Source organism: Sphingomonas sp. BAUL-RG-20F-R05-02 (genome assembly GCF_022662305.1).
Taxonomy (GTDB): Bacteria; Pseudomonadota; Alphaproteobacteria; order Sphingomonadales; family Sphingomonadaceae; genus Sphingomonas.
The window spans coordinates 1-9,638 of the sequence record NZ_JAKNQH010000038.1; the positions used below are offsets into that span (position 1 = coordinate 1).

Consider the following 9,638-nt stretch of genomic DNA (forward strand, 5'->3'; position numbering starts at 1 on the left):
AGCAGTGTCGCGCCGGTCGCAACAAAGTCAGCGATGTTGCGGGTGACGATCACCATGTCGTGGACCAGTCACGTGGCAGCGATCCACACATCGCGTTCGCTCTTAGTGTTGGGTACGTGCAGCCGCGCGCAGCGTAGCGCGATGGCGGTATCGATCAGCAAGACGCGAGCGGTGAACGCCGGCAGAACCTTATTATGGAGCCACAGCCGCAGCATCGCGGCTTGGCGCGGATTACGGGTTTCAAGCTGGGCGATACCAAGTTCTACCTCCATGAGGCGTTCTGGCTTCGGCTCGGGCGCTTTTTGTCCGTCAGCTTCACGGATTGACAACGGATAGCGCATTATATCAGCGCTGTTGCGGCGGGGCCGTTGATCCACCCGCTCGCGGTTGCTCGCTTCCGCGAGGATCAGGCTTTGCCGCAACACATCGCTACCGCATCGCAAGTTTTGCTCTCCATTATATTCCACATTGCGTCGGTATGCTGAGCCCAGCTTGACAGATTAGCGGCGGCCGGGGATGGACAACCTCATACGCCTCTGGCCATTTCCTCATTGTCAGCGGCAGCTCTGCCGATGCATCTGTGACTGGTGCATGTCGAGGCGCCAGGCGGCAAACAGCCAGAGGCTGATGTTTTGGTCTGGCGCTTTTGTTAACCCGAAGCCGCACGCGTCGCACGGGAAGTGCTATTCTGCTCAATCTCGGATATGCGCTTGGAGTAACCCTCAGCAATAGCCAGATGCCATCGCCGCCGCGCGGTTGAGACTGAGCGGTAAGCCGCTTCGAGTTCTTGCTCCTCACGCTCTCTCAAGAATTGCAGTCGACACTCTTCAATCATCGAACCCTCCTTACGGAATGAGCGACCCCTGAAGCTTTCGTCTCGGAGACACGTTAGTGATGTCATGACATCTACGTCAAACTACCTAAATATCATTTAATACCAAAAGCTAACCTTTAAAGTAAAGTTCGCAGAATTACACCTCTGCTTGTTGTGACCACGGTGTGGGTTGCCGTGGTAGACAACAGCCTCCGGTCGTTACGGATGTGATCGGCGGAGTTCCCTTTGCGCGACGTCTCATAATATATAGCAATGCCGAGCCCGTTGATATCGCGACTACCTGATTAAGCGGAACCTCAGCACAAACAGCAGCATGTGCCTTCCAGCAAGGAAGTCTTCAGTCGCTAGTGCTTGAGCTGCAGCGTTGGTCGTGACGAACCGTGTCGGCTTGCTTATTTTATGCTGGTACGCCGTTTGGAAGGAGTGTCGCTCCTTCGCACAAGCGGTCATGCCTTCCGTTACCAGGGCAGCAGGTTCCTTGCTGCTCATCATCTGAACTTGCGCGTAGGATTCAAGGCACGTGTACCATGCGGCACGCTCACTGATTGGAAGCGTGGATCCGCTCGCAAGAAACAATACTACTGACGAGAACATGTGCCTAAATCGCCGGACAGTGGATCAGCGTCAAGCTCCCACCATAGCGAAGTTCGCCGTCTGCCCTTCTGATCTACGCACTTTGCGCGATCAGCTTCGAAACCGTGCTGCGCATGGTCCGAAATTGCAGTGATAGTGCTGCTGCAGCTCTTTGTGTTGAATTCGATCAGCCACCGTCAATTGCCCCCTCCTAAGGGCGGTAATTTGGCCGGGCGGAGCGCAAGCCATCCGCTCGTACTTAATGCCGCGCGCCAAGTTCGCGGAGTTGATCGAGCCGGTTGGTGATGTCTGGGGATCGCGCAACACATCTCTGTCGTAGTCTGCGAGAAGCTCCGTGTTCGGCTAACTATCCAATCGACGGAGCTACCACCATGGATGCGCTTGATCGCTAAAGCAGTCCATCGTTCTTCGTCAGACGTCATTCCCTTATTACACCGCCCGTACCCACGACGTTTCGCGGCACTTCGGTCCCTAGAGCGCAGCCGCTCGTCACCTATGGATGGATCAGTTTTGAGCGGCTGCAAATGCCATCCCCCGTTGAAGCATTCTTCTACGCTCTCAAATCAAACGGCTGGTGTTCAATAATGTCGGGGATGACATTTGATTAAAATTAATTGCCGGCTTATGAGACAAACCCGTCGTTAAAACTAATTTCGAATTGTTTCTAGTTGTTCACGCCGGGCGTTTCGACGATCAATGGGTACTCGCCACCTCATCCGCCTCGGCGATCGTAGCCTCCGGCGACCGCCGAAGGTGCACATTCCAACTTGCGCCTTGAATAATCGTCGCGCATCATTGCGAAGTTGACGCTTGGGGGAGGGCGGCATGGATGAGACTTACATTCCTTGGGGAACATACGAGTTGCACGTCGGCTGCAACCGGTACGATGTCGACGTTGCTGTCGAAGCTGCGGAACATCACAGCGGTATAAAAGGCATGATCCGCTCTGGTCTTTACGAGTGGATCGACGACAACCGAGACTGGCTCGATGACGTCGCAACGCGAAAGATAGCGGAGCAGGACCTGTTAGGTCACCGGACCGTCCGGATCTTTCAGGCAGATGTTCGTTTGATCCCGGGTCGTGGTAGGCAATTGGTCCGGTGACATAGGAACCCGACCCATAATGGCGTTTGGCAATTCGGGGCTTCATTCGCCTGATGGGCGAAGGAACCTCAAGACTTTGGACGATGCGATGAAGTCTTCCCGATTCTTTGCAAGGCGCTGACACCGACGAGCTATGCAAAATCGCGTTCAACGCCCGAGCGCCGTGGTAGAACAATCAAGCCGTCTCCTCGGCGCGCCTGATGATCGATAAATCAGCTCATCCTGCGTAAAGCTAACGACGCAAGCACTACCACGGTAGCAGCGATACATTGTTCAGAGCTATTGCGGCATTTATCACCTGTCCTGCACGGCTCCGTACTGATACTGCAGCTAATAACGCCGGCTCTGATCCCGTCAAACGTTAGCATTATTTATTAAAAGCTGATCCTCAACAGCGGATCCATAAGCCGCTTACGTCAGATTACCTATCATTAGTCCATTCTAGCGTGCGCGTTTGCTGCGCATCGCCCCGCTTCCCACGGCGCACAGCTTGCAGTTTGATTAGACGGTCTTTCGGTGCCAAATCGATCCAGGGGCGCTTCACCTTGGCCTAAGCGGTCGCCGCTGAGGCTTTCTGTTGATCGGGACGCTTTTAAAGAACACGGGTCCAAACCTACGTCTGATCCAGGCCTTGGCTAAAGCCGGCATTAGCAATACAAATAGTTGCAAGCGATGTCAGATGGAGAGTTGGTCAGGCTCCAGAGGTTGCCGCTTGTTCCGTTGAAAACACCTGAGTCTACCTCCAAGGCGCAGAAGGTCGCTGCTTTTAAACGACGACACGGATCTCGCCGGTAATCGAGCAGGTGGCGAACTGGCGTGAGTAGCAAGACAGAGTTGCCGGTCCTCGCCTCCGCCAGCGCGCCGAACCTCGCGCCTGGATCAAAACTAATGCTCGCCAACCCTGTACGGCATCGGGGTTGCGAACGTAGCCGTAATCATTTCAATCAGATGCTGCTCGCCTGTTCTGCATCTACCCCTTGATCCCGGTTTGCCTCGATCGCGTGATGCTCCTTGAACGCCTCCCAGTAGAGCGGCACGAACATGTCCGGACAATGCAGTGGAATAAAATTCAAAGGATCGAGCAGCCTTGCTACAAGGCCACGGAGGAGGCTGAGTTATGCGGCAAAAGATTCTAGCCAATTGCAGGCCTCAGACGCGATCCCTCAAAAATTCCAGGAAATCGAATGAACGTTTAAGAGCTCTCACCATCGGCCAGCCTTTGCCAAAACTGAACAGCACTCTCATACCGCTCAGCGACGTCAGCTGCTTTTGCGTTCGTGTTAATTGCTTGATCAATCATACAGGCTGCAAGTTCTTCGGATGCGGTTACCGCTATCGTGACACAAGCGATAGACTCGGTTTGCAAAAGGTTTAATCGTTCGGTGGCGGCCATTCTAATCTTCTGCGCGGCATCTAAACAGACCGCTCTGTTAAGGCCGCTTGGATCCGATGTGCGCCTGAATGAAACAACGTTTGAGATTGCCATTGCGCTCTATCTCTTAAATCACATGCAGTTTGGCATCCGAGCATTTCTGAATAAGCCGAAACAGCGACTACTTCTACAACAATGCAAAGTTTAACCGTATCGCACATGTTTCAAAATTGGTCATATTTCAATGAGGCTCGTTCTTGTTGATCATCGTTAAATCAAGACCCTGCTGCGCGCACATTGCGAGCACTGAATTACCATATGCAATATAAATCCCATTGCTCAACATATTAAATTTTAATGTATTAATATTAAACAGGTCTTTTGAAATATAGATTATTTGCAAATGTTTATATAAATATAAACCCCTAAAGCATCCTTGAGTTTCTGTATAGAGATAATATTATTTATTCTATTATCTTTTTAAGTATGTTCTATGTCAAAAGATATACCTGAAACCTATTATGTTAGTTTATTTTCTGATACTTCTACTAGCACATATTTTTTATAATCTTATTCGGGATAGCTGGGAGGATTTAGTAAAGCGGTCACAGAAGCCTAATAACTTTCGAAGTATACAGCTTACATTAGCTCTAATTTAGCGCCGGTACTACATCGCTGTCGGTAGAAACGGTGCTATTAAAACAGTATTTATTACAGCGTTCCTTTTACCGATATTCGAACTCGATGTTCGTCACTAGTGTCGACCGTGTCGACAGACCGATTGGTAAGAGCATCACGTTCAGGCCTTCCATTCTAGACTACAATATGGAGCATGATGAACCTAGCGTCATCGGTATGGGCACTGTGATGCATTGCCGTCAAAGCTTTTGTGTTGTTAGCAAGCTAGTTGTTCAATTACCGCGCGGCCTTACTCGATTTTCGAGCCGGCGGTAGGGCCGTAACCCTCTGGCGTTTGTAAACACGCCTCCATCATGACGCACGCACGTCTGGTAAGACTAACAAGGATTCTTCTTCTGTCGAACACATCTTTCTCATTTTTTACCAATCCAATCCGGTCTAGTTCCTTTAAGATCCTGTACCCGGTCGTTTCTGCGGTTTCCCCTGCAAGTGCAGCGCTCGACTTGGAAACCTTATCTCCGGTTTTGTAAGCAATGAAGAGAATCAACATAATATCCCAAGCAGGATCGCCAAAGATGTACGCTTCCGATCCAAGTTTTCGCGTGCGAACACGTCGTAAGCGATAAAGCTCCTTTGCTGTACATAAGCTGCTAGATTGCGTTGCTCCCGAAAAGGCATTTGATGTTATATCAATAGAATAGGATTCTGCATCAATACTAAGCTTTTGCTCGCTCATATCTTCCTAACTTGCTTTTGCTAAATTGCACGTGATATCATGCGGTCTATAGACTATATTTAGCATTATAGACTATTGGTATTTGTCTCTATATATATTCTACTTAATTATAGACTTGTTAATTTACAGAGTACGGCCCAGTCGTTTCTTACAAATCGGACAACGGTATATGTTAGGACTACCGTGCAGGCATCTAATCTATTAGAATATCCGTGTGTTCCACATTTGTCGACTTCGGTCCTTCTACAACAACCTGTTCGCGACACTAACATCGTAGATGCTAAAACTGCATGACGCCCACAGCATTTTACCGCTAGTCAACTACAATTACAATATTGGCCCACTGTGGTCATCTTAGATGACCAGACCTACAACGGCTCAAATAACACAGAGCTATACTGCAGAGATCAATAAAGTGTGTATAGCAAGACGTCATCGTTGCTCAGGTGGAATCCTTTTGCTCAGGGATAGAGGGCTTAGGCAAACTAATCTAATATTTGGCAGGCGCTTCATGCGTCATGTTTATGACGATTTTCACCGATTCGTCGTGCCGCGTGGCGACAATGCAGATGTAGGCGACCTTCACTAAGGCGTTCACAGCCCCTTACGTAGGCCGCATGCTATTGGAGCGACGGCGCACTACGACTGGACGGCTGTCAGCGCGATCAGAATTTTTCCGACTTGTAGAGTAGCAGAGTGACCGCCTCGAAGGCTTTCTTCCGATAAGCGTTATTCCCGGAAGAAACCTTTGGCAAACAAGCAGACGGTGTTAAAGCCTAAGTGATGGACCGTTTTGAAAATTCCGAAACCAACGCGTCGGCTGCCAACCTGCCAATGGTCGCACTTGATACTCCGTTAATGCCCGCATTGCTGAAGGCAGACGTCGCGGTAGCGCAGGACTATGCTCGAGCGTCGCGTTCGGAAGCAACACGCCGCGCATATCAATCTGACTGGGCAATTTTTTCAGCCTGGTGTGACGCACGCAAGCTTGACGCGCTACCCACTACGCCTGCGGCTGTTGCGACTTTCCTTGCTTATGAGGCTCAGGCCGGTGTTAAGAGCTCAACAATCGGGCGTCGCCTTGCTGCGATCGGATACCAGCATCGCCTTGCCGGTTTTGTTGCTCCGCAGCAGGATATCGGCGCGCAGGTCATCCGCGACGTCGTCGCTGGAATTCGCCGCACCAACGGTGTCCGTAAGAATCGAAAACGAGCTGCCGATGGCGATATGATGCGTGATATGCTGCAAAGCATTGTCGGTAACGAGCCGCGGGCTATTCGTGATCGTGCGTTGTTAGCGATTGGAATGGCTGGCGCTTTTCGTCGCTCGGAATTGGTGGCGCTTTGTCTTAGCGATCTCGAGATGGTTCCCGATGGTATTCGCATTACAATTGGGAAGTCAAAAACTGATCAGGAAGGGCGCGGCGTTGAAATTGCCATACCTGAAGGTAAAAGAATTAAGCCTAAGCAATTGCTAGTCGATTGGATTAATGAAGCTAGGTTTACTGACGGCCCGGTCTTTCGCAAATTAACGCCGCAGGGTCGGATCACCAAACGACCGATGAGCGACCGCGGGGTTGCTATTGTCGTCAAAGCCCGTGCCGAAGCAGCCGGATATGATCCCGCGCAATTTGCTGGCCATTCTCTTCGTGCGGGGTTTCTAACAGAGGCGGCTCGTCGAGGCGCGAACATCTTTAAAATGCGCGAGCAGAGCCGACACAGATCTTTAGACGTTCTTTCTGATTATGTTCGGCATAGAGACCTGTTTGATGATCATGCAGGGGGTGGATTTCTTTGAGCATATTGAGCGTCAGGGCTTTGATGGAAGCAGTTTTATATGTTTCATAGCTTTGGCATGTGCCACTATGAAGAGTCGCTGTTTCGATCGATAGACGCTGTTGTAAATCGCCGACTATGCTTGGTCGGTATTTGACTAATTTGCATTCAGTTGTGATAGGGTCAGCGTTTATAAAGTATTCTATACAATATATTTTATAAGGCTACGGCCTTGTCTTATAATTACTGCTTATCTTCGAGCTAACGTGTGGCATTTGGCTTAGCCTTCCGAGCAGCCTAATTTATGGGCACTGATGTTGCTCGCATTTTAAAATAGCCGAGCAAATGATAAAGTTTGCTATCGATGCAGCCTCGGCGTGCTCAACCTCTATAATAAAGGCATTGGGTGACAGGCTCCCAAGCTTGCCAGTCGTATGTGGCAGGTGACTTGTCCTACTTGCTCCACTGGTTGTGCCGAACGGTCTTCATCAAGCAACCTTTTCAGGAGTTAACGCCGCGTCCTATGTTACCCACCTAGTAGGCCATATCGGTTAAAGTAGGAAACAATACGGCTGGCCGGGGTGGAACTGCCCCGGCCAGATAAAGAGCAGTGACGCTAGGTTAAACCTATCTTTACTATGTTTGCATATGGAACCGCCATTGCGTATGGCGAGATAAAAATATGTGTAAGACACTCTATAATATACTTTTATTCAGTGCGATGTTTTTTGTATGGAGCATGCCCGCGCAAGCAGAGATTATCAGCTTTGAGAATCTTGGACCGGGGGCGCAATTCATCTTATCTACCGAAAATGGGTTTGACTTCGGCACCAACAACATTTTTGATACCGCTTGGTTTTACAGCGACCAAGCAAATGGTGCTTACCAGCCTCATTCAGGATCGACATTTCTTGCTACTGACGCCTCATCTTATAGCGGTCAGAGCTATGAAGCTGCTCAAGCCATTACCCGATCCACGCCTTTTATATTTGATGGAGCATACTTTTCTGGCGCGACCGACATCGGCTATGAGTTATACCTGGGTTCAAAGCTCGTTTTTACTTCAAGAACAGCGAGTAAGGTTTCGTCTTCGGCAACGTTTATCGCTAGCGGTTACAGTGGTGCCGCAGACTCTGTGGTGATAATGGGCAAACAAGGTTTTTTTGCCCTTGACGACTTCACTTATCATGACGTTGTAACACCCCTTCCTGAGCCAACGTCCTGGTTGCTTTTGATAATGGGCTTTGGAGCGATAGGTGCAATGCTGAGACGACGACCGCAACTGGGACTAAAATTGTCGTCTAGTAATCGTCAAAAAATTAGCCTGTCTTAACGCCACGAACGGTCCAACATCCCGCTCTGGCAAGGAGTGCCAGCAATTTATGAGCCTCTCCGACGGAGCAGCTGCAGCTTAGACGAAAATAGAACGCCAGATATCTGGCGTTCTCTCCGCTGTATTCGCTCAGTCGATGACGAGCTAGTTCATCAAGAAGCCGTTTTAAGGATGGTCTTGGCCCAGGAGCGCAGGTCATCTCCCATACCGGCGTCACGGCAGGCGAGCGCGAAATTAGCCTGTGCGAAGCCGAGCTTTGATCCGCAATCATAGCGTTCGCCCGCGAAGGTGACGCCGTGGAACGGCTGCTGGCCGATCAGCTTTGCCATCGAATCGGTCAACTGCACCTCGCCACCGGCGCCGGCCTCTTGCGTGGCGAGATATTCCATGATCTCGGGCTGGAGGATGTAGCGACCGGCCACGATCAGGTTGGACGGCGCAGTGCCCGCCTTCGGTTTCTCGACAAGCCCGCGCACCTCGGTGAGCGCGCCGTCACGCAGCCCCGGATCGAGCACGCCGTAGCTCGGCGTCTCCGCCATCGGCACTTCCAGCGCGCAGATCAGATTGCCGCCGACCTGTTCGTAGGCGTCGACCATTTGCTTGAGGCAACCGGGGCTGCCGACCATGAATTCATCCGGAAGGATGATCGCGAACGGCTCGTCACCGATGACGTGACGCGCGCACCAGATCGCGTGGCCGAGTCCGCGCGGCTCCTGCTGACGGACGAACACCGCATCCCCCGGCGTAAGCCGCGAGCCGGCCAACGCAGCCACCGACTTGCCGCGATCGGCCTGGGTGCGTTCGAGCTCATAAGCCATGTCGAAATGGTCCTCGATCGCCGCCTTGCCGCGACCGTTGACGAACACCATCGTCTCGATCCCCGCCTCGATCGCCTCATCGACGGCATATTGGATTAGCGGCCGGTCGACCACCGGCAGCATCTCCTTGGGCACCGCCTTGGTGGCGGGCAAAAAGCGAGTGCCAAGGCCGGCGACCGGGAAAACGGCTTTGCGGATCTTCATCACAGTATTCCCCTGTCTCAAGCTAGTTAGGCAAGTATAAAGATTTTAAGCGACAATGATGCGTTACGCAGAGTGGTATCTAATATAATCCAAGATGGAAGTGCACAGCTTACCGCTGACAGCTTAAGCTCAATGCATCTATCACTTTCTGACCTTGTCAGAATCACACCGATGCGTAATCTCCGAAACGGCCTAAAGTTACCGTAAACCAGATTACCTCATGGGATG

The 9,638-nt window shown here is 51.1% G+C and carries 8 protein-coding genes; 3 read left to right on the top strand and 5 right to left on the bottom strand.

Annotated elements, in window-relative coordinates; genetic code table 11:
* Positions 1-68 precede the first annotated feature (68 nt).
* The gene (locus tag L8F97_RS21890) at positions 69-467 is read right to left on the bottom strand and encodes a hypothetical protein (protein WP_242154796.1); all 399 of its coding nucleotides are present in this window, start codon (positions 465-467) and stop codon (positions 69-71) included.
* A 1,787-nt stretch (positions 468-2,254) separates the two neighbouring features.
* Here L8F97_RS21890 and L8F97_RS21895 point away from each other — a divergent pair.
* Positions 2,255-2,533: a hypothetical protein gene (locus L8F97_RS21895; RefSeq protein ID WP_242154798.1), complete on the top strand. Its 279-nt coding sequence runs from the start codon at positions 2,255-2,257 to the stop codon at positions 2,531-2,533.
* Positions 2,534-3,477: 944 nt separating this feature from the next.
* Here L8F97_RS21895 and L8F97_RS22775 read toward each other — a convergent pair.
* The 3 genes from L8F97_RS22775 to L8F97_RS21905 all read right to left on the bottom strand — a co-directional run bounded on the left by L8F97_RS22775 (position 3,478) and on the right by L8F97_RS21905 (position 5,280).
* Positions 3,478-3,606 carry a hypothetical protein gene (locus tag L8F97_RS22775; RefSeq protein ID WP_277925138.1) on the bottom strand — a complete coding sequence of 43 codons (129 nt, stop codon included), beginning with the start codon at positions 3,604-3,606 and terminating at the stop codon, positions 3,478-3,480.
* Between the two features lie 119 nt (positions 3,607-3,725).
* Complete coding sequence (locus L8F97_RS21900) at positions 3,726-3,926, bottom strand: hypothetical protein (RefSeq protein WP_242154800.1); 201 nt, start codon at positions 3,924-3,926, stop codon at positions 3,726-3,728.
* Positions 3,927-4,833: 907 nt separating this feature from the next.
* Positions 4,834-5,280 carry a MarR family transcriptional regulator gene (locus L8F97_RS21905; RefSeq protein WP_242154801.1) on the bottom strand — a complete coding sequence of 149 codons (447 nt, stop codon included), beginning with the start codon at positions 5,278-5,280 and terminating at the stop codon, positions 4,834-4,836.
* A gap of 783 nt (positions 5,281-6,063) precedes the next feature.
* Here L8F97_RS21905 and L8F97_RS21910 point away from each other — a divergent pair.
* Both L8F97_RS21910 and L8F97_RS21915 read left to right on the top strand, forming a co-directional pair.
* Positions 6,064-7,077 carry a site-specific integrase gene (locus tag L8F97_RS21910; protein WP_242154803.1) on the top strand — a complete coding sequence of 338 codons (1,014 nt, stop codon included), beginning with the start codon at positions 6,064-6,066 and terminating at the stop codon, positions 7,075-7,077.
* 660 nt (positions 7,078-7,737) lie between these two features.
* Positions 7,738-8,388, top strand: a complete 651-nt coding sequence (locus L8F97_RS21915; RefSeq protein WP_242154805.1) for a PEPxxWA-CTERM sorting domain-containing protein — start codon at positions 7,738-7,740, stop codon at positions 8,386-8,388.
* Between the two features lie 152 nt (positions 8,389-8,540).
* On the opposite strand, the gene L8F97_RS21920 is transcribed toward L8F97_RS21915, so the two are convergent.
* Positions 8,541-9,410 (bottom strand): UTP--glucose-1-phosphate uridylyltransferase, encoded by an 870-nt coding sequence (locus tag L8F97_RS21920; RefSeq protein ID WP_242154807.1) that lies wholly within the window; start codon positions 9,408-9,410, stop codon positions 8,541-8,543.
* Positions 9,411-9,638 lie beyond the last annotated feature (228 nt).